This is a genomic window from Paenibacillus sp. HJGM_3 (assembly GCF_045062745.1).
GTDB lineage: Bacteria > Bacillota > Bacilli > Paenibacillales > NBRC-103111 > Paenibacillus_AA.
The window spans coordinates 164062-188751 of the sequence record NZ_JBJGED010000014.1; the positions used below are offsets into that span (position 1 = coordinate 164062).

General features: G+C 58.3%; 22 protein-coding genes and 1 pseudogene. 8 read left to right on the forward strand and 15 right to left on the reverse strand.

Annotated features, from left to right (window positions below):
• Positions 1–94: 94 nt before the first annotated feature.
• Complete coding sequence (locus tag ACI5FR_RS17050; protein WP_405456384.1) at positions 95–979, reverse strand: AraC family transcriptional regulator; 885 nt, start codon at positions 977–979, stop codon at positions 95–97.
• 271 nt (positions 980–1250) lie between these two features.
• Between ACI5FR_RS17050 and ACI5FR_RS17055 the strand changes: the two genes are divergently transcribed.
• Positions 1251–3260, forward strand: coding sequence for a beta-galactosidase trimerization domain-containing protein (locus ACI5FR_RS17055; protein ID WP_405456387.1), 2010 nt, complete (start codon positions 1251–1253; stop codon positions 3258–3260).
• Positions 3261–3381: 121 nt separating this feature from the next.
• Here ACI5FR_RS17055 and purU read toward each other — a convergent pair whose 3' ends face one another.
• Together purU and ACI5FR_RS17065 are read right to left on the reverse strand one after the other, a co-directional pair.
• The gene (purU, locus tag ACI5FR_RS17060; protein ID WP_405456388.1) at positions 3382–4281 is read right to left on the reverse strand and encodes a formyltetrahydrofolate deformylase; all 900 of its coding nucleotides are present in this window, start codon (positions 4279–4281) and stop codon (positions 3382–3384) included.
• A 70-nt stretch (positions 4282–4351) separates the two neighbouring features.
• Positions 4352–5479 carry a deoxyribonuclease IV gene (locus tag ACI5FR_RS17065; RefSeq protein ID WP_405456389.1) on the reverse strand — a complete coding sequence of 376 codons (1128 nt, stop codon included), beginning with the start codon at positions 5477–5479 and terminating at the stop codon, positions 4352–4354.
• Between the two features lie 188 nt (positions 5480–5667).
• Between ACI5FR_RS17065 and ACI5FR_RS17070 the strand changes: the two genes are divergently transcribed.
• Positions 5668–6078 (forward strand): DUF2621 family protein, encoded by a 411-nt coding sequence (locus tag ACI5FR_RS17070; protein WP_405456439.1) that lies wholly within the window; start codon positions 5668–5670, stop codon positions 6076–6078.
• 59 nt (positions 6079–6137) lie between these two features.
• Here ACI5FR_RS17070 and ACI5FR_RS17075 read toward each other — a convergent pair whose 3' ends face one another.
• Both ACI5FR_RS17075 and ACI5FR_RS17080 read right to left on the reverse strand, forming a co-directional pair.
• Positions 6138–6557 carry a MarR family winged helix-turn-helix transcriptional regulator gene (locus ACI5FR_RS17075; protein WP_405456391.1) on the reverse strand — a complete coding sequence of 140 codons (420 nt, stop codon included), beginning with the start codon at positions 6555–6557 and terminating at the stop codon, positions 6138–6140.
• Between the two features lie 51 nt (positions 6558–6608).
• Complete coding sequence (locus tag ACI5FR_RS17080) at positions 6609–7958, reverse strand: MFS transporter (protein WP_405456393.1); 1350 nt, start codon at positions 7956–7958, stop codon at positions 6609–6611.
• Between the two features lie 99 nt (positions 7959–8057).
• On the opposite strand from ACI5FR_RS17080, the gene ACI5FR_RS17085 reads away from it, so the two are divergent.
• Together ACI5FR_RS17085 and ACI5FR_RS17090 are read left to right on the forward strand one after the other, a co-directional pair.
• Positions 8058–8513 (forward strand): MarR family winged helix-turn-helix transcriptional regulator, encoded by a 456-nt coding sequence (locus tag ACI5FR_RS17085; RefSeq protein ID WP_405456395.1) that lies wholly within the window; start codon positions 8058–8060, stop codon positions 8511–8513.
• A gap of 78 nt (positions 8514–8591) precedes the next feature.
• Positions 8592–9767, forward strand: a complete 1176-nt coding sequence (locus ACI5FR_RS17090) for an MFS transporter (RefSeq protein WP_405456397.1) — start codon at positions 8592–8594, stop codon at positions 9765–9767.
• 58 nt (positions 9768–9825) lie between these two features.
• Here ACI5FR_RS17090 and ACI5FR_RS17095 read toward each other — a convergent pair whose 3' ends face one another.
• From ACI5FR_RS17095 to ACI5FR_RS17115, 5 genes are all read right to left on the reverse strand, one after another.
• Positions 9826–10638: an N-acetylmuramoyl-L-alanine amidase gene (locus ACI5FR_RS17095; protein ID WP_405456399.1), complete on the reverse strand. Its 813-nt coding sequence runs from the start codon at positions 10636–10638 to the stop codon at positions 9826–9828.
• A 154-nt stretch (positions 10639–10792) separates the two neighbouring features.
• On the reverse strand, positions 10793–11560 hold the full coding sequence (locus ACI5FR_RS17100) for a sugar phosphate isomerase/epimerase family protein (RefSeq protein WP_405456401.1): 768 nt from the start codon (positions 11558–11560) through the stop codon (positions 10793–10795).
• Positions 11561–11683: 123 nt separating this feature from the next.
• Positions 11684–12496: an alpha/beta hydrolase gene (locus tag ACI5FR_RS17105; RefSeq protein ID WP_405456402.1), complete on the reverse strand. Its 813-nt coding sequence runs from the start codon at positions 12494–12496 to the stop codon at positions 11684–11686.
• A 98-nt stretch (positions 12497–12594) separates the two neighbouring features.
• Entirely contained in the window at positions 12595–14595 is a 2001-nt protein-coding gene (locus tag ACI5FR_RS17110; protein WP_405456404.1) for a dihydroorotate dehydrogenase, read from the reverse strand.
• A 642-nt stretch (positions 14596–15237) separates the two neighbouring features.
• Positions 15238–16017 (reverse strand): hypothetical protein, encoded by a 780-nt coding sequence (locus tag ACI5FR_RS17115; protein WP_405456406.1) that lies wholly within the window; start codon positions 16015–16017, stop codon positions 15238–15240.
• 176 nt (positions 16018–16193) lie between these two features.
• Between ACI5FR_RS17115 and ACI5FR_RS17120 the strand changes: the two genes are divergently transcribed.
• Positions 16194–16316 carry a hypothetical protein gene (locus ACI5FR_RS17120; RefSeq protein WP_405456408.1) on the forward strand — a complete coding sequence of 41 codons (123 nt, stop codon included), beginning with the start codon at positions 16194–16196 and terminating at the stop codon, positions 16314–16316.
• A gap of 121 nt (positions 16317–16437) precedes the next feature.
• On the opposite strand, the gene ACI5FR_RS17125 is transcribed toward ACI5FR_RS17120, so the two are convergent.
• The 3 genes from ACI5FR_RS17125 to ACI5FR_RS17135 form a co-directional block, all read right to left on the reverse strand.
• The gene (locus tag ACI5FR_RS17125; RefSeq protein WP_405456411.1) at positions 16438–16791 is read right to left on the reverse strand and encodes a hypothetical protein; all 354 of its coding nucleotides are present in this window, start codon (positions 16789–16791) and stop codon (positions 16438–16440) included.
• A gap of 63 nt (positions 16792–16854) precedes the next feature.
• Positions 16855–17619: a sugar phosphate isomerase/epimerase family protein gene (locus ACI5FR_RS17130; RefSeq protein WP_405456413.1), complete on the reverse strand. Its 765-nt coding sequence runs from the start codon at positions 17617–17619 to the stop codon at positions 16855–16857.
• A 126-nt stretch (positions 17620–17745) separates the two neighbouring features.
• A complete protein-coding gene (locus ACI5FR_RS17135) occupies positions 17746–18606 on the reverse strand; it encodes a helix-turn-helix transcriptional regulator (protein WP_405456415.1) in 861 nt (286 codons plus the stop codon).
• Between the two features lie 96 nt (positions 18607–18702).
• On the opposite strand from ACI5FR_RS17135, the gene ACI5FR_RS17140 reads away from it, so the two are divergent.
• A complete protein-coding gene (locus ACI5FR_RS17140; RefSeq protein ID WP_405456417.1) occupies positions 18703–19998 on the forward strand; it encodes a hypothetical protein in 1296 nt (431 codons plus the stop codon).
• Here the strand turns inward: ACI5FR_RS17140 and ACI5FR_RS17145 are convergent.
• Together ACI5FR_RS17145 and ACI5FR_RS17150 are read right to left on the reverse strand one after the other, a co-directional pair.
• Positions 19995–21524, reverse strand: a complete 1530-nt coding sequence (locus ACI5FR_RS17145) for a DHA2 family efflux MFS transporter permease subunit (protein ID WP_405456419.1) — start codon at positions 21522–21524, stop codon at positions 19995–19997. The two genes, ACI5FR_RS17140 and ACI5FR_RS17145, sit on opposite strands and share 4 nt — an antisense overlap.
• Positions 21525–21598: 74 nt before the next feature.
• The gene (locus ACI5FR_RS17150) at positions 21599–22276 is read right to left on the reverse strand and encodes a TetR/AcrR family transcriptional regulator (protein WP_405456422.1); all 678 of its coding nucleotides are present in this window, start codon (positions 22274–22276) and stop codon (positions 21599–21601) included.
• Positions 22277–22575: 299 nt separating this feature from the next.
• Here ACI5FR_RS17150 and ACI5FR_RS17155 point away from each other — a divergent pair, with 299 nt between their 5' ends.
• Positions 22576–24207, forward strand: a complete 1632-nt coding sequence (locus ACI5FR_RS17155; RefSeq protein WP_405456423.1) for an extracellular solute-binding protein — start codon at positions 22576–22578, stop codon at positions 24205–24207.
• A gap of 238 nt (positions 24208–24445) precedes the next feature.
• A pseudogene (locus tag ACI5FR_RS17160) lies at positions 24446–24690 on the forward strand (sugar ABC transporter permease); the annotation flags it as partial.

Here is a 24690-nt window from a genome sequence, read left to right on the forward strand (position 1 = left end):
CAGGTACTTGCATTATTGTAACATTTGCTTTCGCGCTTTGCTACTGCACACGTGTGAATTTCTTGAGAAGACCGGGCGGGTACCGGTTCCAAATCTACAGGGCTTCGAATCCATGCCTTTCTCCATCCGCTTGCCGGTAAGCGCCCGGACTGAGTCCCGCCGTTCTCCGAAACATCCGAATAAAATAATTGTCGTCCGCATACCCCACCTGTGCGCCGATCTCGCCCACCGTCATCGACGAATGGCGGAGCAGCCGCTTGGCCTCCTCGATTCGCAAATAATGCTGATACTTCAGCGGACTCATGCCGGTGTGACGCTTCAGGCAGCGGGCCGCATAGTCGAAGTTGTAATGCAGCTCCCGCTCCAGCTCCCCCGCGTCGAACGGTTCCCGAAATCGACGGTGCAACACCTTCTTCAGTTGCTCGCACATGCTCATCGACCGGGACACCTGCTTGTTCCGGAGCCCCTGCTGCAGCCGGACCAGCAGCTCGGCCAGCTTCGCATGCAGCAGCATGGCGTTCTCCCGGCACAAGGTGCGGTGGATCTCGACCATCTCCTTCAATAGAGGAAGGAGCCCGTCCATGTCGACATGCGCATATTTGGGCAAATACACATGCTGCTCGTTTGGGACGAGGTCCCGATCGGTGCCTTGCGGCAGCATAGACGACCAAGAGACCGATTCCATCGGTATACTCCGATAAGGCGCCTCCTGCCTCAGATGCAGCCAAAAAATTTCCGTCGGCTCGCTGCAGCTCCGATGGCCCCAATGCTCCAAGCCGGCTTCGAGGATCAGGAGCTGCCCGGCTTGAATATCGTAGGGCTGGCCCTCTTCCGTCATATGAAGCGTGCCTCGAACGATGAAGAGCACATCGAACAAGCCGAACCGGCGGCGAAAATGCTGGTCGCCCGCCCTCCACACCGCATGCCCTACGGTCAGCAGCTGGGGCAGCGGCGGTATGGTCATCTCCAACACCTGCATGAGACTCCCTCCTAGTATTACATGACACTACGGTCGAGAATGTGCTATCTGTATAAGCCTTCTCAATTGTAGCAAGTTCCGGCGAAATCTTGTAGATGATGCCAGAGGGAAAAATTCCATCTCGTGAGATCACAGCTTGGTCGAGATCCGCCATTCGCCGGGATTATAGTCGATAATGTGCTGCTCTAAGTCGGCCTGATCTCTATCGCTAGGCGTGCAACAGGTATATTGTAGAGGCATGGACATAAAAGATAGCAAAGGAGCTGGTATAATGCGTTTTCGCCAAGTTCATCTCGACTTCCATACGTCGGAGGCCATCCCCGGGATCGGCCGCAACTTCTCCAAAGCCCAATTCCAATCGATGCTGCAGTTGGGTCATGTCGATTCCATCACCGTGTTCTCCAAGTGCCATCACGGCTGGGCGTACCATCCGTCCGAAGCGAACGAGATGCACCCCGGGCTCGAGTTCGATCTGCTCGGAGCGATGATCGAGGCCGCGCATGAGATCGGGGTGAAGACGCCGGTGTACATCTCCGCGGGACTCGACGAGAAGCTCGCCCGCCGCCACCCGGAATGGCTCATTCGGGACGAGAACGACCGCACCCGCTGGGTCGACAGCTTCATGAAGCCGGGCTATCATGAATTTTGCCTGAACACGCCTTACCTGGATCTGCTCATCGCCCAGATCGAGGAAGTCGTGTCCCGCTACGATGCGGACGGCATCTTCCTCGATATCGTCGCGGTGCGCCGCTGCTACTGCCAATCTTGCGTCGCCGATCTCCGGCGCGAAGGGCACGATCCGCGCGACACGGACGCCTTCAAACGTCTCTGGGAGCGGACGTATGCGAACTACACGGCTCGCGTGCGCGCAGCGATCGATGCGATCAAGCCGGGCTTGCCCGTGTTCCACAACGGCGGGCACATCCGCTGCGGACGCCGCGACCTGGCGCACATGAATACCCACCTCGAGCTCGAATCGCTGCCGACCGGCGGCTGGGGCTACGATCACTTCCCGCTCTCCGCCCGCTACGCGGCCGGACTCGGGATGCCGTTCCTTGGCATGACCGGCAAGTTCCACACCACCTGGGGCGAATTCGGCGGGTTCAAGCACCCGAACGCGCTGCGCTACGAGACCGCGCTAAGCATCGCGAACGGCGCCCGCTGCTCCATCGGCGACCAGCTCCACCCGAACGGGCTCATGGATGAGACGACTTACCGGCTCATCGGGGCCGCGTATGCAGAGGTGGAGCGCAAGGAAGCGTGGTGCACGGACGTGACTGGCGTGGCCGACATCGGGCTGCTCGGCGTCGAGGCGCTCCATTCCGAGCTCGGCATCGAAGCGCCTCGCGTCGGCCATTCCGACGCCGGCGCGGTGCGCATGCTGCTCGAGGGCAAGTTCCTGTTCGACGTGATCGACTGGCAGAGCGACCTGAGCCGGTACAAGGTGCTGATTCTGCCCGATCAGATCGCGCTCACCGCCGAGCTCGCCGGTAAGCTGAACCGCTTTCTCGCGGGCGGGGGCCGTGTGCTCGCTACAGGCCGGTCCGGCTTGTGGAGAGAGGCGGCAGGCGGCGCGGGCGACGGGTCCGGCCAACCGGACGGATTCGCGATCGATCTCGGCGTGGAGTGGCTCGGGGAGAATGGGTACAAGCCGGATTACTTTCAGCCCCATTTCCCGCTCCAGAGCCTGGGCCGCGGAACGTTCATCTTCTATGCGCAAGGGCAGCGGATCGCGCTCGCCCAGGGCGGCACCGAGCTCGGCGTCCGCCAAAACCCTTACTTCAACCGCGACGTCTTCACGTTCAGCTCGCATCAGCACACGCCGAACGATCCGCAGACTGCCGGACCGGGGATGGTCGAATCGCCCCACGGTATCTACATCGCGTGGAACGTCTTCGAGGATTACGCCACGAAGGGCAGCCTGACGCTAAAGGAAACGGTTGTGCACGCCCTGAACCGGCTGCTGCCGGAGAAGTCGCTGCGCACGAACTTGCCCGCCCAAGGCGTCGTTACGCTGATGCAGCAGCCGGGCGAGAGCCGGTACGTGAACCATCTTCTCTACGCTTCGCCTGTGAAGCGCGGGGAGGGCGTCGAGGTGATCGAAGACCTCGTCCCGCTGTATGACATCGAGGTCAGCGTCAGGCTGCCGGCCGAGCCGAAGCGCGTCTACTTGGCCCCTGAGGGCGAGGATCTCCCGTTCCAGTGGGACGGCGAGGCGAGCCGGGCGTCGTATACGCTGCCGAAACTGCTCTGCCATCAGATGATCGTACTCGAGGTATAAGCAACCCCACAAAGTGACGTAGGCCTTCGGAGAATATTCCTATTACTTTGCGGGGACCCCGGGAAATAGCAAAAGCGGCTGTACCGGAGAAGCTCCGGCGCAGCCGCTTTCTTCTTATACCTTATGACGGGAACACAACCGTCTTGTTCTCGTGTACGAGCACGCGGTCTTCCACATGCCAGGAGACGGCGCGGGCCAGCACGATCCGCTCGATATGGCGGCCGATGCGCTTCAGGTCCTCCACGCTGTGGCGGTGGCTGACACGCTGGACGTCCTGCTCGATGATCGGCCCGCCGTCCAGCTCGGCCGTGACGTAATGCGCGGTGGCGCCGATAATCTTCACGCCCCGTTCGTACGCTTGCGCATACGGCTTGCCTCCGACGAAGGCCGGCAGGAACGAGTGATGGATGTTGATGATCCGATTCGCGTAATGCTCGAGGAAGTACGGCGAGATGATTTGCATGTACCGCGCCAGTACGATCGCGTCGACCTTGCCGTCCACCAGCTCGAGCTGGCGGCGTTCCGCCTCCGCTTTCGTCTCGGCCGTCACCGGCACATGATAATAGGGAATGCCGAACGACTCTACGGTCTCTCGCATATCCGGATGGTTGCTGATGACCATCTGCAGATCCGCATCGAGATCGCCCGCCTTCCACTGCCAGAGCAGCTCCAGGAGGCAGTGGTCTTCCTTCGAGACGAAGATCGCGAGACGTTTGCGCCGGTTCGCTTCCGTGATCCTACACGTCATGGAGAACGACTCCGCTACAATGGCGAAATCCCGCTCCAATTCGGCGAGCCGGCTATCGAGCCGCTCGAGGTCGAATTCGATGCGGATGAAGAACAAGCCGCCGGACGGGTGCATCGTGTATTGGTCCGATTGCACGATATTCGCCTCGTGCCGCGCCAGGAACGCAGATACCGCGGCGACGATCCCCGGGCGGTCCGGACACGAGATGAGCATCCGGGCGCGGTCGCGATACCGGTCAGTCCGGTCCGGTGAAGATGGATGATTCAAGCTCATGCTACATAACTCCTCTGACCTGTCAGGACTTGTCCATCCTGATCATCTTTATCTCTATCTTTCTCTTCTTTTAGGCCGTTTGGAACACTTCTTTGCCTGCCAGCCATGCCGTCAGGCGATGGTTGATCTGCTCCTCCGACAGCTCCGGGAACAGGCGGTTCTCGAACACCATGTCATACAGCCGCTCCAGCGGCTCGCGGGCGTCCGCCTTCTTGGCCTTACCGTCGTTCTTGAGCAGGTCCCACACCTGCAGCACGTACTCGCGGGGATCGATCAGTTCCTTGCTGAAGTAGTGATGGAGCTGCTCCAGATGGTCGAAGAATTCGCCGCCGAACCGGCTCGAGGCATCGCCGCGCAAGAGCGCGATCTCCGCTTCGTACATCGGCCGCTGCGTCCGCTCGTCCTTGCCGATCCAAGGCGTCTCGAGAACCATAGGCAGGTGCTGCAGGCTCGGGTGGTGCACGATGTAGTGCATCGCCTTGAACCCGATCAAGCCCGACCCGACCGGGGCATGGCGGTCCTTGGCCGCGCCGCGGAAGTTCTTGCTGTCGTTCAAGTGGAGCACGGCCAGACGGTTAAGGCCCAGCACCCGATCGAACGTGTCGAGGACACCGTCGAAATCGTCGACAATGTCGTAGCCCGCATCATGCACGTGGCATGTGTCGAGGCAAATCGTCAGGCGGCCGTTGTCCTCCACCTTCTCGATGATCGACGCCAGCTCCTCGAAGCTGCGGCCGATCTCGGAGCCCTTGCCCGCCATCGTCTCGAGCGCGATGTTCACGTTCGTATCCTTCGTGCCCTTCAGCACCTCATTCAAGCCTTCGGCGATCCGGGCGATGCCGTACTCTACGTCCTTCTCGGTGTAAGCGCCGGGATGCAGCACGATGTTGCGGACGCCGATGTAGTCGGTTCTGCGAATCTCTTCTTGCAGGAACCGGACGGCGAGCTCGAACGTATCTTCCTTATAAGAGCCGAGGTTGATAATGTATGGCGCGTGGACGACTATATCGCCGATGCCGTGCTTGTCCATCACGTCTTTGCCTTCGGCGATGAATTGCTCCTCTATGGGCTTTCTCCGCGTGTTCTGCGGGGCGCCGGTGTAGATCATGAACGTGCTGGAGCCGTAGGTAACCGCTTCCTCTGCCGCATTGAGCAGCCCTTTATCCGAAAATGATACATGAGAACCGATTTTCAACATACGGATGTTCACTCCTTATCATAGCTTCAACCTATTTTAACACATAAGATTTAATAAGTCCCGGGGTCTGCCAAAACTACAAATTCAGCGGGGAATGGGGTATAATGCTACTGATCCCGCAACAAAATGGTAGCATCGCATCACTCTTAACGAACACCGAGGTGAGTTCATTGCCTTCCCAAACGTTCATGATCGCCCTCATTTTCTGGGCCTGCGTCCTCTTATTCTTCATGTCGGTCGGCGGATACTTCATGTTCCGCAAATTCATGAAAGTGCTGCCCAAGGCCGACGGCAAGTCGAAGCTCGACTGGCAAAATTACTATGTCGACACGTCCCGACACATGTGGACGGAGGCGTCCAAGTCGTTCCTCGAGAAGCTGGTGTCGCCCGTGCCCGGCCCGTTCCGCGACATCGCCCGCCACTCCATCGCCGCCCGGATCGGCCAAGTCGCCCTGGAGAGCGGGGAACGGGAGGTCACCCAGGCGCATTGCATCGAGGGCTACATCCTCGCCACGCCGAAGCGCGATTACCCGAGCCTCATCCGCTTCCTGGAGAAGGAGCAGATCGACTATACGCCGTACAAGCATTTGCTGGGTTGAGATCAAAAAGAAGCCTGCGTAGCTAACGCAGGCTTCTTTTTCATGTTGCGACCGGGCCGCTAGTCGTTCGTCAGCTTGCGGTACAGGCCGTACAGCGTGTCGATCTCCTCGTCGGTCAGGGCGGAGAACAGCCTGCGATCCCGCTCCCGCTTCAGCTTGACGACCTCCTTCAGCAGCTCCCGGCCCGCATCCGTGATTTCCAGGAACACGATCCGGCGGTCCGCTTCATCCCGGCCGCGCTTGACGTAGCCCGCCTCCACCAATTTATCGGTAAGCCCGGTCACACCGCCGGTCGTAACGAACAACTCCGCCGCGAGACTCGTCGGCTTCTGCGGTCCCCGCGTATCCAGAATTTTCAGAATCGCCGCATGCGTGGGCGAGAGGCCGTTCGGTTTGTTTTTATTCCAATCCAGCATCCACTTCTTGGACATCTGGCGAAACATCTCGGTAATGCCGATAATCTGATCTTCCCGATTCATCGTTCCCAAACTCCCAACCCTACTATAGTGAGCACCAAATCCACATTAGCATCAAACCGCGGGAGAATCAATATTCGCCGCAGGGCGGGCGCGGGCACGCTTGTACCACCACAGCAACCCCAGGGAGAGAAGGCAAACGGCGAACAGCAGCCGGTAAACCGTCTGATACGGATGAAGCGGGACGGCGCCGCGAGTCAGCTCGATCACATGCCCCGCGACCGCCACGGAGATGGAGCCGCCGAAGAATTGAAGCAGCTGCAGGAAGCCCATCCCCGCTGCGATCTGGGCCTTGTCCAAAATGCTGGAGGTTTCGTTGTTCAAGGATGCGATCGTCATGGTGAATGCGGGCGAGAACACCAAGTAGCCGAGCAGGATGGCCACCGTCGGCAAGCCGGGACTCCAGGCGAAGCAGGCTAGGACGGCGGCTAGCAGGACGTGCCCCGCCAGCAAAAACCGCATGTTGCCGTACTGGTCGATCCAACGCCCGACGTATCGCGTCATAAGTGCCGAGAAGATCGCTCCTGGCGCGATGGTCAGTCCGATCTGGAGCTCGGAGAGATCGCCTATATCGGCCAGTACCAGGGGCATGAGGAACAAGTTGCTCATGTTCAGCACCAGAATGGAGAAGCCGACGGCGAGCAGCTTCCGGTACGCCGGCTTCCGGAGCAGCTCGACGCTGATGAACGTGCCCCTGGACCGTCCTGCCCGATAGAGGTACAGGCCCTGCAGCAGCAAGGACACCGCGCATATGGCGAGCCAGAGCACCGAACGCTGGGTAACCGCGAGGAGAAGGGAGGCGGCGTTCACGATCGTGAGGGCCGCCCCCAAGACGTCGAAGCGCGCGGAGCGCTTCTGTTCCTTCGGCAGCAGCCGGAGCAGGACCGGCAAAATGCCCAATACCAGGCACGTAACGGCAAACAGGCCGTTCCAGCCGAAAAATTCGCTGATCGTCCCGCCGACGATCGGACCGAGGCCGAACGCCATCGCGCTGCCGGCCGAGATCATCGCTATCGCCCGGCCCCGGCGTTCGAAGGGGATGTAGCGGCTCGCGAGGACGAGACCGAGTCCCGCCATCGCGCCCGAGCCCGCGGATTGCAGGATGCGGGCGAGGAGCAGGCTGTAGAACGTGTGGGCGAACAAGCCGTACACGGAAGACAGCCCTAACACGATCAGTCCGGTGGCGAGCAGCCGGCGGATCGGGTACACATCGGACAGCCGGCTGTACACGATGGTGGACAGGGCGTAGCCGATCGAGTAGCTGGAGACGATCCAGGAGCCCTGATCCGCCGTCACTCCGAGGTCACGGATGATGCCGGGGACGGAGACGTTGAACATCGTCGTGTTCATCACGACGACGAACAGACCGAGCGTCCAGACAGGGATTACGATGCGATCGTTCATGAGGGCTTCCTTCCGTTTATGAAAAAATGAGTTGCATCCGCTTAGTTGTTTTACATATAATTGTCTTACTAACTATTATCGAGGAGGGGTCGATCGAGTATGCCTGCACACCTTAACGGAACGGTCTTCGAGCAATCTGTCGGATTCCAGCTAGGCGTCACGTACCGTAAAATCTCCCACCTGTTCACCCAGCGGCTGAAGCCCTACAACATTACGCCCGAGCAGTGGATCGTGCTCTATACGGTTTGCCTGCAAGATGGCATGATGCAGAAGGAAATCGCGGAGCTGACGGAAAAGGACCGGCCGACAACGACCCGAATCCTGGATGCGCTGGAAGCCAAGGGGCTCGTTCACAAAACCGCCGGCGAATCGGACCGCCGATCGTTCCATGTATATGGGTCCGAGAGCGGACGCACCCTGCTGGAACAGACCGTGCCGATCGAACGGCAAACCGTCGAGGATGCTACGGCCGGACTATCGTCGGAAGAGCATGTATTGCTGCTGCAATTGCTGCGCCGCATCGGGGGTACGCTCGACTCGGAAAGCCATTCTTAAGCTAGGAGATGACTGAACCACGTTATGCCTGAACAACTAGAACAAACACGACCTGCCGCTTTGTGGACCCGATCGTTTTTGATTTTAACGTTTTGCTACTTCCTGCTATTTATCAGCGTACAGATGTTATTATCTCCATTTCCTCGTTATGTAAAAGAGCAGTTTCACGCAAGCGACGTCTCCGTCAGTCTCGTCACGAGCCTGTTCGCGCTTTCGGCTATCGCCTCACGCTTCCTGACGGCCGCGCTGATGAAGAAGGCGCACCGCAACCTGATCCTCCTCTGCGGGATCGCGATCGCTGCGGGGACTACCCTCGCCTATCCGTATGCCGATTCCTTCGCCGCGCTGCTGCTGATGCGCATCGGCTTCGGCGTAGGATTCGGGATGACGAGCACGATCATGCCGACGCTCGTGTCCCAGATTATCCCTCGCTCGCGGATCGGCGAAGGCATCGGGTACTTCGGGATGTCGACGAGTCTCGCGATGTCGTTCGGACCGATCATCGGGCTGTCCATCATGAGCGCCTATGGCTTTCCTAAGCTGGCGCTCGCGGGGACCTTCGTCGTCGTGCTGATGGCCCCGCTCTTGTGGGGTACCCGCTCGATTCCGCCTCAGCCGACGCGATCCGGAGCCGCATCGGGCCACGGGCCCGGTCAAGCGGCGAGCAGCCATAGCCGCTCTGCCTCAGGATTCGGCGGCCGACTGCTGCTTCCCGCGCTGCTGAATGTGTTTATAGGAGTCACCTACGGCGGGCTGCTCAGCTTCCTCGCCCTGTTCGGCCAAGAAATTCACTTGGCGAACATCGGCTTGTTCTTCCTGTTCAATGCCATCAGCATTGTGCTCATCCGGCCGATCTCCGGCAAACTGTTCGATCGGCGCGGACACGCCGCCGTCATCGTACCTAGCGCCGTGCTGCTCTTCGCCGCCCTGACCCTGCTGTCGTTCGTGCACAGCCTGCCGCTGCTCATCGTCGCGGCTTTGCTGTACGGGCTGGGCTTCGGCGCGATTCAGCCCACGCTGCAGGCCTGGATGCTGCGCGATACGCCGCCCGAGCGGCATGGCGCGGCCAACAGCTTGTACTACAACGCGACCGACCTCGGCATCGCATGCGGATCGATGCTGCTCGGCGCGATCGCGTCCGTCACCGGCTACGCCGGGATGTATCGTTATTCCGCGCTCGTCCTGCTCGTCCTGCTGCTCGTTTATGGCGTGTCGCAGCTCGTCTCCGCCCGGAGGACGGCCAACTCTTATTGAGTGTTGCACACGAAGAAGCCAGCGCCTCCTATTCGCCGCGCTGGCTTCTTCTTCATGCTCAGAGCGGGAACGTCTTCTGCACGAACCCGACCATGCCGGCAATCAGCTGGTCCTGGTACTCGTCCGAAGAGAGCCGCTTGTCTTCTTCCGTATTCGTCATGAATCCCATCTCGACCAGGACGGAGGGGATCGTCGACCAATTGAACCCGGACAAGTCGTTTCTCGGCACGACACCCCGCGACTTCGCTCCGGTAGCCGCGATCAGCTCGCGGAGCATGACGACGGCCATCCCCTTGCTCGGCTCGGCCATCTCGCCGCCGGACGGATACAGCACGGTGATGCCGTGCACCGACGGCAGACTGGAGCCGTCCGCATGGATGCGGATCGCTACGTCCGCCCCCGCCTCGTTGCACAGCAGCGACCGTTCGCGGTTGCTGATGTCCACGTCGTTCGACTCGCGGATCATCACGACGTTGTAGCCCAGCTCCTGCAGCTTGTCCCGCAGCTTCAGCGAGACCTCGAGCGTCAGCACGTATTCCGGCTTCTTGGTGAAGACGCCGACCGTGCCGCCGTTCACCTTCGCCTTCATGACATCCGAGCCGGGCCCTTCGGGCTCCAGCTCGTTGTTCGCTTTGCGCTGGTGGCCGGGGTCGACGCAGACGAGCGCCGCTTGCCGCGCCCGCTTGGCGGGCGGCGTTCCCGGCTTCGGCGCCTGGCCCGCGCTCGCCAGGGTCGGCGCTGCCGCGGCCGGCCCGCCGGGCGGAGCGCTCGGCACCGCCGCGCCCGGAGCGGCCGCGCCGCCCACGGCGTCCGCCGGCGCTGCCGTGGCGCCGGCCTCCGGCGCCTCGGGCGCGGACGTCGCCGCCAGCACGGCGCTCGTCGGCGCGGCGACCGCCGGCAGCGCGCCGGTCGCGAGCTCGCGGGCGCCGCAGCCCGCGAGCAGGGCCGCGCACGCCAGCGCGGCCGCGAGCGGCCGGGCGGCGAGGCGCCGCCGCAGGCGCCCCTGGCTCACCATCGCTTCGCCATTAGGCGAAGCCGTTCGCCCGCAGCCACTGGAAGCTCTCCGCCACACTGTCCAGCGGGTTTTGTGCACAGCGGTCCTGCTCCACGATCAGCCAGTCGACATCGGCTTCCCGAGCGGCAGCGATGACCGCCGGGATATCCAGGTCGCCCTTGCCGATCTCGACCGTATCGATCTGCCCTCCGCCTGCGGCTTGGCGGAAGTCTTTCAGATGGAGCAGCGGCAGCCGGCCGCTGTACTTCGCGATATAATCAATCGGGGACAGTCCGGCATACTGCACCCAGCCCAGATCGAGCTCGACCTGCAGCGATGCCGGGGACGTCCGCGAGAACAGAGCGTCGAACAGATACTCGTCGCCCAGCTTCGATTCGAATTCAAACGCATGATTGTGATAGCCGAACACCATGCCGTTCTCGCTGATCTTGCGGCCGATCTCTTCGAACTCGGGAATGAGGCGGGCGAACGCTTCGCTCGTCCGGTCGCTCTCCGGCAACCAGGGGCATACGATGTACTTCGTGCCGAGCGTGCGGTTCATCTCGATCTCTTCGTCGAAATGCTCCCGCAGGCGGGCCAAGCCCACGTGGCTGCCGAGCGACACAAGGCCGACCTCGTCAAGCAGCTGCTTCAAGGCGTGCGGTTCCATGCCGCCGTAGCCCGCGAATTCAACCCCATGGTACCCGAGTTCGGCAACGCGCCGAATGGAGCCTTCGAAGTCCTTGGCCAGCTCGTCGCGAATCGTGTACAACTGCAATCCAATCTTGTCTTTTTTCATTGTATATCCCTCCAAATAGGCTTGTTTAATCTCCGCTTTGAATTATACAGGGGAGTTCACGGCAAACATATGAACCTCCGGGAGCAAACCTTACTTATTTGGCTATTTTTTACGCAAACCATTTTACCTTATCATGCCCAAGCGAATCAACCAGCGCTCACACAGCTTCGTCCATTCGGCCACATCCGGCTGCCGCTCCGCCAGTCCCAACCCATGCTTTCCGCTCTCGAACACGTGCAGCTCATGCGGAATCCCCTCGGCGCGAAGCCCCTTCGACATAAGCAGCACATTGTCGAGCGGGACGATCTCATCGTCCGCGGTGTGCCAGATGTAGGCCGGAGGGGTGTTCGCCTTGACCTGACGGTCGCTGCTCAGCTGCTCAAGCAACGCCTCATCCGGCTCCTGACCGAGCAGGTTGAAGAACGAACCCGTGTGGCCCGCAGAGTAGGAGATAACCGGGTAACACAAAATTTGCGCATCCGGACGGCACGATTGCCGATCGATCGCATCTTCGGCTTCCGGGTCGCCTTCATCGAAATGCACTGAAGCGGAGGAAGCCAGGTGGCCGCCCGCCGAAAAGCCGAGGATGCCGACCCGTTCGGGATCGATTTTCCAGTCGGCAGCCGTTGCCCTAACGTAACGAATGGCGCGCTGGGCATCGAGGAGCGGACACGGATGCCGGTAAGGACTCACCCGGTATCGCAGCACGACGGCGCTAAGACCGATCCTGTTCAGCCACCGGGCGATCGGCTCCCCCTCATGATTAGCTCTCATCCCGTACCCGCCTCCGGGGCAGACGACGATGCAGCCCGTGGGCTCTCCGTCAGGACGTTCCAGAAGAAACGGCAGGAGGGCCGGCCGGTCCTCGTCTCCATTCCCTTGCGCTAAGGGAGCTCCATGCTCCCATAATTCCAACCATGCTGCTTGTGCGGTCACGCTGTAAAAACCCCTCTCCCTTATTTAGAAAGAAACCTGGAGCAAAATATTCGCTTCCCGGCTACCGGAATCCTGCCAAGTTGTGGGATTTTATGCGCTCACCCGACAGCCTGCATTTCCGTAGATCTAGAGGGTTCGCTTACCGGAGCGTGCATATAGGGATAGAGGAGAATGAGGCCAGCCACGTAGAGCGCTACAGCCGCGTAAGCCGGCAGCAAATGAATGAAATCCGTGTACCCGATCGCCATGTGGACGCTGAGCCCGGCCGCAAAGCCCGGCAACCCGCCGATCAGCAAGGTGCGCCACAGCCAACGTTGTCCCTGCTGGATGCCCCATAAAGCCGTGCCCAGAAGGGCAATGGCATCCGAGAACAAGGCTCCGCCGAACCCCGCCCGGTCATGAGCAATCAGAGCCGCTAGCCGAGGGTTGATCTGATCCAGCTGCTCGGCATGCATCCCGAGAAAAGCCAGATCCGTCGGCACGAACACATGCGTGATGCCGATCCCCGCAATGACGAGTCCGCCGACGGCCAGCGCCCCGCCCAGCAGTACGAACAGCAGCTGCCCGATCTGGGCTCGTCGCCACAACCGGTCGTTCCGCACATTCGGCCGGGGCTGCTGATAGGGCCGATTGTCCTTCACCCCGCGAAGCGATAGAAGGAACATTGGCAATAGGACGACCGCGGCCGCCGCGTGCAAGGGATCGAAGTACCCGTAGCCTAAGTAAAGGAAGAAGCTAAAAAAGCCGACGACCGCCGAGGCGATCAACGCCGTTCGGGCCCAGTGCAAATTGTATTGCAGCCCATAAGTCGAGAGTTGCACATACAGAACGCCGATCGAGATCATCGTGCCGGCTAACGTGATACGGTCGTGCGACATAAAGGGCAGCAAATGCCCGTTATGGCGGGACATAGCGTCGCGCTCCATGCCCAGGAACAGCTCGTCGTACGGCAGCAGCACGGACGTCGCCGCGATAATCCAGGCCATGATCCCGCCTAGAATCATCCCGACGCCCAGAAGACTCATCCAGCCCCAATTCCGCCAAAAAGCGTGTGCAGGAGGCTCTTCCAGCACGCTCAAACGCTCATGAAGAATCGCCTCGTTGATTCGTTTCGGCAGCCCGGGCCCTGCGTACACCAGCCCGCTGTGCAGTTGAACGAGATCCGCGCCCGCTTGCATCAGCTCCATGGCATCGAGCGGTTCATGGACACCGCCGGAGGCGATAATGCCATAAGTATTCCCATATTCGCCTTTAAGCCAGACGATTTTTTCGTGTATAGGCCCTTTGCCGCCGGCCCCCACTTCGAACCCACGTTCCGTGCGCATCCAGTCCCCGATGACGATGCCTTCGAAAAGAGGCGGTACGGACTCTTGAGTCGGAGTCAATAACCGGAGGAGCTCGGAAAACAACTCAATCGGGTAGTCGAGGGGGATATAAAGGAACAGCGGCTTTTCAGGGCCGATTATCGCTCGAGCGCTTGTTGCCACTTCCGTCAAAAATGTCGCTGAAGCCTCCACCGACCACCGCCCGTCGAGGGCGTCTATATAGAATCCGGCGGCATAGTCGTTCAGCCTTGTGATTAATTCGAGTTGCTCCTCGAGTGCCTTCTCGGGGGAGGCATCACGACAATGACGTGTCCGGATGAAGATCGGTTTTTGGGCAACGGATCGTTGTTTTCTCGTCTGCTCCAATCGCTTCAGGTGAGCTTCCAGCCCATCGTTGGCGTAAGCATCCGGGTACACGATCGCCTCTTGGGCCAAATCGCGCACCACCCGTTCCTTCGGCGTCGGTGGCGTCTTCTGTACCGTGACCGGCCCGACTTCGATGAACCCGAAGCCGATTTGCGCCAGCGCTGTTCTCCCCGCGCCATGCACATCCAGACCGCCTCCGAGTCCGACCGGATACTGGAACCGGATGCCCCAGCGGGTCGTCTCGAGCGCGGGATACAGCTCCATGTGGCCCATCGTCCGGATCACCCACGATCCGCCGGGCAGCTTGCAGAGCGCCCCCATCGCGCCCAGCGTCACGTCCCTCGCCAGCTCTGCAGGCAATCGGAAGAGCAGGGGGCGAAACAGGCCATGGTAAGACCAATCCGGCATGCGACTTTCCCTCATTTCTTCTCGCATACTGTATTTCCAGTTCTGCTCCAAGTATACCATGGGATCGGATTCGCCGGGCGGATGACCCGTGTTTTTCGGTTCCTATCGTTCTTATGGCCACTATCCCTTTGGCTCAGTTGACGTTTTTTTGTTACTACCCCTTATGGCCGACCTTCCTTTCTTCTTTGTACCCACGGCTCCTTATGACCACTATCCCCTTGGCTCAGTCTGAAAAAAAGTGATTATTCTGCCACGAACGAGTTCTGAGCGAAAAGGATAGTGCCCATAAGACCCCACCAAGCCGCACCCGCCTACCGCCACCCCCCACGCGCAAACTGAGCGAAAGTTTTCTGTCAAGAAAGGTTCTTACAAGTAAAATAACAAACCTTCCTAGACACCCATAACCCAGTTCTTTCTTCCACCGTAAATCAATTAGCACTTGATATTCCGGTTTTAGCTTCTTGAGACATTGGCCTTTTGCCTCCTTCATATGGTTCAATTGAACTTCTTCCTCAACGGACGCTGCATCAGTGGAATACAATATGAGCGGGGGAGGCTGTACAAAGGGGGAGCAATTATCTCTAGATGGGTTTCAAGCAAAAACAACATAAAGGGCAGGAAATTTTCCCGCCCGGAAACGTACTATTCGGTTTGTGTTGTAATCTTTTCCTCTCGAGTAATTTCCCTCGGTTCAATAACAATGGGTTCCCTATTTTCTAATATAAATTGCTTTGCCTCACGATCAAATTTGAACGTTGCGGTATAAAATTGATTCGACGTAAATCCTCCCACAACCGCCTGAAGCTTCTGATCAACCACTTTTGGCCGTTCGCCTATGTATGTTTGATAAAATAATCTTTCTTGTTGATCGATTTTAAAAGAAATTTGGAAAGGCTCTCCAGTCTTTTGATCCAGACCAAAAACGAAATAAAACAGTTCGTGACAATGGGAGTATTGAGGATAAAAGAATAAAAGGTCAACACCGTCGAGTTTGTCCCGCTTCATTTGAATTATTTTTGAAGAATCGGGTGTAATTATCTCAAGATTTTTGAGTTCGGCAACAATCGTTTGTTTTCCGGTTAAGTCTTGAAAAACCACACCGTATGTTCCCGAAATTCGTTTGTCGTCTGCTAATCCAAAGCAACTTGGAGCCTGCAGGTCTTCAACTTTATTTTTGCCATCTGCGATCACCAAAAAATCACCCTTATTTGTTTTACCGATTGCGCGAATCGACCCCGTGTACGAATTCGCCTTTTTAGGTTCGACGGAACTTGCGGGATTGGTGCTCGGATTTACCTGTTGCGGATTCGGGGGATTAGAAACGTTACCAGACTGCACATTTTGAGACTGGCAGCCGATTGAAATCAGCACTAAACAAATCATTATCGATAATACGCAGCCTTTAAGGGCTCTCGAAAACATGATAGTCCACTCCTTAGTTGATCTTATAATTATTGACACCATGAGTGGTGAAAAGTTGTTTTTCTGGTGAAGGAATAATGAAACAAAAAAGGAAGCGAGCCTTCGCAGCCGCTTCCTTCTTTGATTAAAATGTCAGGTTTACAAAGTTGAGGTTCGGATCTTGGAACTGAACATACGTGAAGGAATCCAAGCATTCGCGTCCTGTAATGGTCGAATACATTTGCTCATATCCGGTGGTAGCCGTCCAAATCCGTTTCCCGCTCGACGAGTTCAGGGCGAACGTCGTGCTGGAGCAGTAATTCGTGCTTCCGCCGGTATAGTTGGAGTAATATCCGTCCTTCAGAGCGGCGCAAGCTGCCTGCAAGCCGGCATTACCAAAACCTGCATCCGCATAAGCAAAGGCAACGTGACGGTAAGCAATTAGCAGCTTCGCATATGAGGATCCCCGTGGACTGCCGACACAAAACTTGTTCCAGGAGGTGTGCCGTCCGATGTACCGGAATATCCGCAAAGAGCACCCTGATTTCCTGGATTATAGCGGCTTTCGAAAGCGGTTATGCTCCAGCCGATTTCAAATGGCCAGTGGCAAAGTACAAACGAAATGGGAATGGAGCCGTGGTATGGGCTGAGATAACTTTGATACGAAACCCACTTAGCCAAATCCAACACCGTGTAGGAGGTACCGGCCGAATTAATCGTACCGTACACAAAATCCAGTTGATTTTGGAGACAAGGGTTAGCCGCAGCGGGTGCTTTCAAATCCACGATTCCCATAAAAATAGCCGCCCTCTTACGAGAACGGCTTTCCTTGTATGGGTCCATTACGTCCGATGCCGATTACTTGCCCAACTGTTCCGCCAGCTTGTTCAGATTGTTCAAGCTGATCTGCAGACTGTCCATCGGATTGCCAGGGCAGACGTCCTGCTCCACGGCGTACCATTCCACCCCGTTCGCTTCGCCCCACTGAAGGATCGGCGCGAAGTCGATTTGACCGGTCCCTACCTCGGCAAACGTCTCGCGCTCATCCGCCGACATGTCCTTCAAGTGGATGATCGGCATCCGGTTGGCGTAGGGCTGGATAAACGTCAGCGGATCGAGCCCGCCCTTTTTCACCCAGAACACATCGATCTCGGCCAGCACCGCATTCTCGGGGGTCGGCTCCAGCAAGTAAGCCATCGCGTTCATCCCATTCACTTCGGTCTCGAACTCGAACGCATGGTTGTGATAGCTCAGGCGGAAGCCTCGAGGCGCGATCTTCGCCGCAATCTGGTTCAATTCCGCGCGGATCGCGGTATAGCCTTCCACGGTCCGGACGCTCTCCGGCAGGTAAGGACAGACGACATCCCTCGTGTTGAACAGGGTCGCCTCTTCCAACACGACGTCCAGCTCCTCGCGAAGCCGGTCGATGCTGACGTGGATGCCCGCGGCCCCGAGTCCCGTCTCCTTCAGGACGGCTGCGATCTCTTGTGCCGTATAGCCCCGCAGTCCGGATATTTGGACGCCGCCCCATCCCATTTTCTTCAGCTCCCGTAGCACGCCAGGAAAATCCTGCTCCAATTCATTGCGCAGCGTATACAGCTGAGCGGCGAATTTTTGTCTCATGCTAACCACACTCCTTCTCCCATAATAGTTTCATTGTAAAGGGAGCTTCGGCCGTGCGCTAAGCCAGGGTTGCCCAAATCCCCAAAGCCATTTAACTGTGGTTGTGGTCCACCTGGTAAACCTGCCTCAAACATTGACGCGGAAATCACTGGCCGAGACCCCTGCCAGCTTCTTGAACAACCGCGAGAAATAGAGCGGATCGTCGTACCCGAGCTGTCTCGCGCATTGCTTCACCGGGATGTCGGAGCCTAGCAGCAGCTTCTTCGCCTCGGCGATCTTCAGGCGGTGCATGTATTCGTGCAGGGAGTACCCGGTCTGCTTGCTCACCAACCGCCGCAACGTCGGGACTGACATGTGGTTCGCCCGGGCAATCGCCTCCGCGTCGATCGGTTCATACAGCCGCGTACTCAAGTCCTCGAGCACTTTGTACGCCATCCCTGTGCGCGAGGCCGTGCGTGCCGTATGGGTCGAGCGGGCCCAGGCCAACTCGAGCAGAAGCGATTCGAGCAGCAGCGAAGCCTGATCCGCTTGCTCGGCCAACCCGCTCTCTAGGAGGGTGAGCATCGCGGCGAACTTGGTCTCATACCGCTCCTCGTGCGGCACATGCTCCGCCGCACCTCGCCCGACGAGCCCGCTGCCGATCCACTCCTGCACTCTCGGACCCTCGAAGCGCACGTAGTATTCCTCCCACGTGCCTCCCTCGTCCGGCCCGTAGCTGAATTCCGCTCCAGGATAGACGAAGAAGATCGACCCCGGTCCGATCGTCTGCTCCGGGCCGTCATCGATGCGCAGATGTCCCCGGCCGCCCGCGATGTAGGCAAGCGCCCAGTGGTCGAACCCGACCCGGCTGCGCCGCAGCTTGCGCCCCGGCAAGTGTCCGATCTGCAAGATGTAGACCCCAGCTATGCGGAGGCGCGATGGATCGACCATCAATTCCGCGATTCGGATGGGCTGGGCACTGATCGTATAGTCCATCAACTTGGTCATGGGGAGCATTCCCTCCCTAACGTCATCTTGCTATAGTTTCATTATGAATCAGATTCAGCAAGACGAGAAGTCCCTAATTACAAGGAGGTCCAAGCGATGCAAACGTTAAATTCGGCCCAATGGAAAGCAGTGCTTCGGGATGTGCATACGGCAAGCGATATGATGCGCCGCTATTACCGGATCGTCAAGGAGTCCATGCGGGCCGCCGCCGGCTACATGGTGAAGATGCAGTCTTGGCCGGCGAAGAAGATGCTGGCCAAGCATATTTGGCTGGACGCCATGCACGCCGATTGGCTCCGCGCCCGTGCGCTGGAGCTGCGCTACCCGCGCGTCGATGTGGATGAGGACTCGGATCGGCACCTGATCGGTGCGCTCGACAAGCTGCCGACGGCCGAGTCGGACGCAGAATTCCTGACATATTTATATGAAGTCATTAAACCGGCGCTGCTGCATTCCTTCCGCACTTACTTGACCGAGAGCGATCCGCTCGACGACGCGCCGTCTCACGTGTATTTGAACCGGATCGTGCCCGAGCTCGCCCTCGAGCTGGAGGAATACGCCGCCGTCATGGCGGAAGCCGGGCTGCGTCCTTCCTCGGACGGGCAAGCGCTGCTGGCCCGTCTGCTCACGGCGTGCGGCGGCATCGAGGGCCCGGACCGCGATCCGAGTACGGACGCGGACGGGGGCGCCTTCGCCGCCTACTTCAACCGGCCGGACTACGAGCTGCCGGCCGAAGGCGGTCGCGAGCCGGGCTGGGAGCCGGCTGTCATGCAAGTGCCGCCGCGGCGCCCGCGCAACCCGATCGAGCATCGCGTCTGGATCGCGATCGATCACGCCAACGAGGTGTGGGCGGCCGAGACGCCGTGCGCGCTGATCTGGGCGTACAAGGGCCTCGCCTGGCCCTTGTACTTGAACGCCGCGCGCTGGTGTTACGACGAGATGCGCCACGCCATGATGGGCGAGCAGCGGCTCGCTTCGATGGGCTTCCGCATCGGGATCGACTACCCGATGGTCCCCGACCATTGGCGTACGTACAGCCATCGCGGCTTAGGCAGCCTGCTGCTCCTGCTGCACGGCCTTGAACAGGGGGGACCGCTGAACAAGGCGCGGATGAAGCAGGAACTCACCGAGCAAAATGATTTCGAGGGCGCCCAGGATTGCGATTACGATTGGGCCGACGAGTCCGGTCACATCTCGTTCGGGCTGGCCTGGATCAAGGCGGTGTTCCCGGATTGGTCCAAGGAGAAGATCATGACGGAAACGAAAGAGATCGTTGAAGACTGGAAAGCATGGATCACCCGCTACCATGCCGAAGGTCTGCATCAATACGACCGGTTCATGGAACGGATCGAGGAACGGGTCGAAGCGTTCATGAAGCGGGATTCGGCTTAATCGAGCATTCCGGCCGACCTCTCGCGGGCCGTCCTCACAGGAGCGCGCTTCGGCCAGAACACCAGCGTAAGCGCGAAGCCCAGCACGGCGATCGCGCCGCAAACTGCCAGCATGACATCCAATCCGTTCACGAAGGCGGAGCGAACCGAGTCCAGTAAGGCCGCCGAATCCAGCTGACGAGCGAACGCTACGCCGGAAGATACGCTATCTCGGACCGCTGCCGCCGTAGGACCCGGCAAGTCATCCACATCCAGATTGCGGCCATACACAGCATTCAACAGCGCGCCGAGGAAAGCGACGCCGATCGTCCCGCCGATCTGCCGCATCGTCATGATGACGGCAGAGCCTACGCTGCTGCGTTCGAACGGCAGCACGCCAAGCGCCGCATCCATCGCGGCCGGCAGCGCGAAGCCTAGCCCGACCCCGACCAGCGACACCCATAGCGCCGTATAGCCGTAGTTCGTCTCGAGCCCGGTGAGCCCGCCCAGACCGAGTCCGACGGCCATGATCAGGAACCCGATCGCTACGAGGAGCTTGTCGCCGGTCTTGGCGGCCAGCATGCCGGACAAGCGCGCGCCGACGATCAAACCGCCGATCAGGGGGAGAATGCGCAATCCGGTAGATTGTGCGTCGACCCCTTGCACGGCTTGCAGGTAGAGCGGCAATCCGAACAGAACGCCGAACAGCGCGAAGTTAACGAGTGTGGCTAGCGTTGCTCCCCAGGTGAATCTAGCCTCCCGGAATAACGACAGATCCACAAGCGGATGGCGGGATCTCCGCGCACTTCTAACAAACATCACCAGCAACAATCCCCCAGCGATCACCGACGCAAGCGTAAGGATATCTCCCCAGCCGGCCTCTCCCGATCTCGTAACCCCATAAGTAATCGCCACCAAGCCGAGACTGGAAGTGATAATCCCGGATACGTGAACTCGCCCGCGTTCCGTGTTCCTAGACTCCGGCAAGAAGAAGCCAACGGCGAGGATCCCAATCAGAATGATCGGAAGGTTGATCAGGAAAATCGAACCCCACCGGTAATGATCGAGCAGCCATCCGCCGAGAATGGGGCCGAGCGGCATGCCCAAGGCGCTGGCGGTCACCCAGAGCCGCATCGCCTTCGGGCGCTCCTCATCGGAGAATAGCACAGGCACGAGCGACAAAGAGATCGGCATCAGCAGTGCCGCGCCCAGCCCGAGGATCGCCCGGAAAGCGATGAGGGCGCCTGAAGAGGTCGCATAAGCGCACGCCGCGGAAGCCGCTCCGAACAGGATCAGAGCAATCAGCAGCAGCTTTTTCCTCCCGTATCGGTCGCCCAGCATCCCAGCCGGCAAGAGCGCCGCAGCCAAAACCAAATTATACGCGTTCGCAAACCACTGCAGCTCGCTCGTCGTGGCATGCAGATCGGTAGCCAGCACCGGCAACGCCAAATTGAGCACCGTCATGTCCAGGCCGATCGTCAACAAGCTGATCGCGAGCGCCCCCAATACCCACCATCTTCTCGGGCTGCTTTGAATGGAATGATTCATCTTTTTCTTCCACCTTTCCTGAGTATAAAACTAACTAGTTATTTATATTTAGGGCAAAAAAGAGCCGCCTCCGGTTACAATAAAGACGGTTCCATTACCCCGCTTACTATGAATTTCACAACCTGCTCTCTCGCGTGTACGACCCACTGTGCCGAATCGGCCGCTTGCACGGCTACGTCCGGGGCCCCTTTGAACCGGGAGAACGACTGGATGGAAAACAATACGTTGTACATGAGCAGAATGGGGAAGAAGTACGGATCCAAATCGGCTCGCAGCAATCCGTTGCTTTTCGCCTTTTTCGCCAATTCATAGAAGACGGTAATGTCATCCGGCCTATATGCAATTTGATTCCATGTCTTCCACGATTCGGCTGCTTCCCAGGCATAGATCTTCAGAAAACGGGGGTGCCCCAGCAAAAATTCATACGATCCCCGGATGATCGTCTCCAGGAACAGCCTGAACTTGTTCGCATCCTCCGTAAGGGCTTCGTCGATCATCAACTCGCCCGTCATCTCCGCGAGCATCCGGTCTCCCAATTGGTCGGCGCGCTTGACAACTTCCGTATACAGCCCGAGCTTATCTTGGAAGTACTGGTAGATGAGGCTCTTGTTGTACCCGGACGCTTGAGCGATGGCATCGATCCGCGCGGCGGAAAATCCGAGTTCCGCGAAAATTTCTTCGGCCGCATCCAAAATGATTTCTTTCGTCCTCGCTGCGTCGTATGTTTTTTTCGGCCTGCTCTGCTGACTCATCGGTTCCGCCTTTCTCAGCATTTTATAACTAAACAGTTAGATTGTAATGAAAAAAGGCTAGTCTTGTCAATCCCCGCCAAGATTAACTCGATCCGGCTTCAGTTCAATCGATTAAGAAGCCTTGTCCCGCCTGGATTCGCGCGATTCAACCTTATGCCGTGATAGTCGACTTTAAAATCGGATAGGCCCGAATCTTAAAGCCGGATAGGGCGTTCGGCAAGCCGACGGTTTCCTCTTTGGCCGTTTGCATTTATTGTGAAGGGGTGAGACAAACTTATCACAGGAGGTCTTCGAGACATATGGAAAAGAGAATGAAAGTGCTTACAAGCGCGGCTCTCGCGACTGCGATGCTCGCAACGCTCGCTGCCGGCTGCGGTAAAAAAGAAGAAACACCGAATAATGCCGCAAGCGCTACCCCGACCCCAGGAGCTGCTAAAGAGGTGAAGTACCCGGATACAGTGTCCTACTGGGTATCGCTGAACCCTAACGCGGCCGCAACGATGAAAAGCTACAATGAAATCGCCGCCTATAAAGAACTGGAGAAGAAAACCGGCACGAAGGTCGAGTTCCAGCACCCGCCGACCGGTCAAGAGAAAGACCAATTCAACCTGATGCTGGCCTCGGGCAAATTGCCTGACGTCATCGAATACGGTTGGAACGGCGCACCGAAGGGCGCTGACAGCCTGATCAAAGAAAAGCGGATTATCCGCTTGAACGAGCTGATCGATCAGTACGCTCCGAACTTGTCCAAGATCCTCAAGGAAAAGCCGGAGTTCCGCAAGATGATCACGACCGACGAAGGCAACATCTATGTGATGCCGTTCCTGCTCGGCGACGAGCAGCTGTCCAGCGTCAACGGCCCGGCCATCCGCAAGGACTGGCTCGACAAGCTCGGCCTGAAGCCGCCGACGACGATCAGCGAGTGGGAGACTGTCCTGACCGCATTCCGCGACAAGGACCCGAACGGCAACGGCAAGAAGGACGAAATTCCTTACTTGTTCACGATTAAACCGGACAATGAGACCGACCTGAACTACATGTTCGTCGGCGCCTACGGCATCACCGCGGACTTCTACCAAGAAGACGGCAAAGTGAAGTACGGACCGCTCGATCCGAAGTTCAAGGAATATCTCACCTTGATGAACAAGTGGTACAAGGAAGGCTTGCTCGATAAAGACTATGCGACTACCGACGGCAAGCTGAAAGATGCCAAGGTTACGAACAATCAGCTCGGTTCCTTCTCGGCCTATGCAGGAAGCGGTGTCGGCCGCTACATGTCGCTCATGCAGCCGACCGACCCGAAAGTGTCTATCGTAGGGACAACTTATCCGGTGCTGAAAGCGGGCGACAAAGCGCTTGGACAATACACGTATCCGTTCACGGGGATCGGAGCCGCCATCTCTTCTTCGGCCAAAAATCCGGAGCAAATCGTGAAATGGCTCGACTATAAGTACGGACAAGAGGGCAGCCTGTTGTTCAACTTCGGGGTCGAAGGCGTCAGCTACAAGATGGAGAACGGATATCCGAAGTATACCGACCTCATCCTGAACAACCCGAACAAGCTGCCGATCACGCAGGCGATGGCACAAAACTTCATCGCCAACTGGAGCGGTCCGATCGTACAGGATAAGCGTTATATCGAGCAATACTTCACGCTGCCGGAGCAGCGCGACGCACAAAAAGCGTGGATGACGGCCGATCACTCCAAGGTCTTGCCTCCGATCACGCTGACCGCGGAAGAGAGCTCCAAGACGTCCTCCATCATGAACGACGTGAAGACGTACCGCGACGAAATGATCAATAAGTTCATCATGGGCGCTGAGCCGCTCGAGAACTTCGACAAATTCGTTTCGACCATCAAGAGCATGGGCATCGACGAAGCGATCAAAGCCCGTCAAGCCGCTCTGGACCGCTACAACAACCGCAAATAAGTCATAAGCTTCATGTTAAAACATCAGCCGGCTTCGATCCCTGGGCGTATGCGCGGGGAGCGGGCCGGCCCCCTTTTCCCAACACGTACCCGCAACCAGAATATACAGACAGACAGGAGGGCTTGTTATGTCCGTAGTGTTGAAAGAAGACATAAGTCCGCCTCGGAAGCAAGTGGACAAGAACAGCTTGAGATACCGGACGATCCGCGATTTCAAACTGAACAAATACGTCTATCTCATGCTGCTGCCCGTCGTGGCCTACTACATTATTTTCTATTATGCGCCGATGTACGGCTTGCAAATCGCGTTCAAAGACTTCTCGCCGGGCCTTGGCATTCTTGACAGCCCGTGGGTGGGATTCCGACACTTTTTGGATTTTTTCCACAGCTATTACTTCTGGCGGCTGCTGCGCAATACGCTGCTGCTCAGCTTGTACGAGCTGGTGTTCGCTTTCCCGGCGTCCATCATCCTGGCCTTATTGCT

Bases quoted from the DNA above. Each gene is read 5' to 3' on its own strand.
- ACI5FR_RS17055 (WP_405456387.1), top strand. From the start codon at position 1,251: ATGCGTTTTCGCCAAGTTCATCTCGACTTCCATACGTCGGAGGCCATC.
- ACI5FR_RS17135 (WP_405456415.1), bottom strand. From the start codon at position 18,606: ATGACCAAGTTGATGGACTATACGATCAGTGCCCAGCCCATCCGAATC.
- ACI5FR_RS17115 (WP_405456406.1), bottom strand. From the start codon at position 16,017: ATGTTTTCGAGAGCCCTTAAAGGCTGCGTATTATCGATAATGATTTGT.
- ACI5FR_RS17145 (WP_405456419.1), bottom strand. From the start codon at position 21,524: ATGAATCATTCCATTCAAAGCAGCCCGAGAAGATGGTGGGTATTGGGG.
- ACI5FR_RS17085 (WP_405456395.1), top strand. From the start codon at position 8,058: ATGCCTGCACACCTTAACGGAACGGTCTTCGAGCAATCTGTCGGATTC.
- ACI5FR_RS17070 (WP_405456439.1), top strand. From the start codon at position 5,668: ATGATCGCCCTCATTTTCTGGGCCTGCGTCCTCTTATTCTTCATGTCG.
- ACI5FR_RS17050 (WP_405456384.1), bottom strand. From the start codon at position 979: ATGCAGGTGTTGGAGATGACCATACCGCCGCTGCCCCAGCTGCTGACC.
- ACI5FR_RS17155 (WP_405456423.1), top strand. From the start codon at position 22,576: ATGGAAAAGAGAATGAAAGTGCTTACAAGCGCGGCTCTCGCGACTGCG.
- ACI5FR_RS17080 (WP_405456393.1), bottom strand. From the start codon at position 7,958: ATGAACGATCGCATCGTAATCCCTGTCTGGACGCTCGGTCTGTTCGTC.
- ACI5FR_RS17075 (WP_405456391.1), bottom strand. From the start codon at position 6,557: ATGAATCGGGAAGATCAGATTATCGGCATTACCGAGATGTTTCGCCAG.
- ACI5FR_RS17150 (WP_405456422.1), bottom strand. From the start codon at position 22,276: ATGAGTCAGCAGAGCAGGCCGAAAAAAACATACGACGCAGCGAGGACG.
- ACI5FR_RS17100 (WP_405456401.1), bottom strand. From the start codon at position 11,560: ATGAAAAAAGACAAGATTGGATTGCAGTTGTACACGATTCGCGACGAG.
- ACI5FR_RS17130 (WP_405456413.1), bottom strand. From the start codon at position 17,619: ATGAGACAAAAATTCGCCGCTCAGCTGTATACGCTGCGCAATGAATTG.
- ACI5FR_RS17140 (WP_405456417.1), top strand. From the start codon at position 18,703: ATGCAAACGTTAAATTCGGCCCAATGGAAAGCAGTGCTTCGGGATGTG.
- ACI5FR_RS17110 (WP_405456404.1), bottom strand. From the start codon at position 14,595: ATGCCGGATTGGTCTTACCATGGCCTGTTTCGCCCCCTGCTCTTCCGA.
- ACI5FR_RS17065 (WP_405456389.1), bottom strand. From the start codon at position 5,479: ATGTTGAAAATCGGTTCTCATGTATCATTTTCGGATAAAGGGCTGCTC.
- ACI5FR_RS17125 (WP_405456411.1), bottom strand. From the start codon at position 16,791: ATGGGAATCGTGGATTTGAAAGCACCCGCTGCGGCTAACCCTTGTCTC.
- purU (WP_405456388.1), bottom strand. From the start codon at position 4,281: ATGAGCTTGAATCATCCATCTTCACCGGACCGGACTGACCGGTATCGC.